Raw genomic sequence first — 1,092 nt, forward strand, 5'->3', positions numbered from 1 at the left:
AAATATCTGCTGTAGCCTGAGGGTTGATGCACGAACGCGCGGCGACGAGATACAGGGCATTGCCCGTACTACCACCACTCATTGCCTGATAAAAATGGTCAAACAAGGTGTATTGGTGCGCCATGCGATGATAAAAAGGAAGATCTTCTCCCGTATAGTGCCCCAGAACAGGCCCACTGGGACGGGCCAGATCAAAAGCCATCTGCTCTGCCGACATTTTCCTGAATTCATCACGGTGCAAATGGGTTTTACTTCCCCCCGCCAAAGCTACAAAACGGTCCATTTTCCCATTATTGACTTCTGCCATCATCCGAAAGAAACGATGCCTTGGATCCCAGTTGACGTTGCCCTTGGCTGGAATATATGGTGCCAAATGAAAGGGCTTATTAGCCAGTTGCACATTCTGAAAACCGGGAATATCCAGGGGCAAAGGTAAGTTACCATAGGGAATTCCGGCCGGGTTTTTCTGGAGACCATTGAAGCGAGGGTCCAGATTTCCTGATGAATCCAGGAGATTAATGACTTTTTGACCATTCTTGGGTTGAAAAGTCCCAAAATAATGATCAAAACTGCGATTTTCCTGAAAAATGACAACCACATGCTCAATTTTTTTGCGCAGGATGGTTTTTTCATCCACACCAGCCGCATGGGCTATACCCATTAATTTGGGTGCGGAAACTACTGCTGCACCACCTAACCCCAATTGCTTCAAAAACTGCCGACGATTCTGACGCTCCATCATATATTCCTCATCAAAAAGAGAGAGTTTGTTATTCTGGTGGTTTAATTCAGTATATGAATTTTTTCAGCACAATTTCCCTTGCGGCCCTTTTCAAGACTGTCCGGGGCAGGGAAATCATTAACTTTATCTTTGTGAATGGTAATCCAGGCTTGGGTCAAAATATCACCTTGATGCTCCAGTTCATGGGTATGACGGCCGGGCGTCTCGCAACGGAGTTCCAGCGCATCCGCATTTTTCACTTTGAAGCTTTCGGCAAAGGCTTTGAGAATGGCATTGCGCTCCACCCATTGCCCGCGATGCTCACGAATAAAGGCCGTGAACGAGCTGGCGTTGAGTTTATCCAGCAAATC

Annotated in this window: 2 protein-coding genes; both read right to left on the reverse strand. The window is 46.9% G+C overall.

Going from position 1 to position 1,092, the window contains the following annotated elements; translation table 11 throughout:
- Nucleotides 1–742: alkaline phosphatase family protein (locus tag AC2VLY_RS10985; RefSeq protein ID WP_486922271.1), on the reverse strand; the 742-nt coding region annotated here is incomplete at its 3' end.
- Nucleotides 743–783: 41 nt separating this feature from the next.
- Nucleotides 784–1,092: ribonuclease T2 family protein (locus tag AC2VLY_RS10990; RefSeq protein WP_486922272.1), on the reverse strand; the 309-nt coding region annotated here is incomplete at its 5' end.

Source organism: Acidithiobacillus sp. TH-A36, assembly GCF_057473445.1.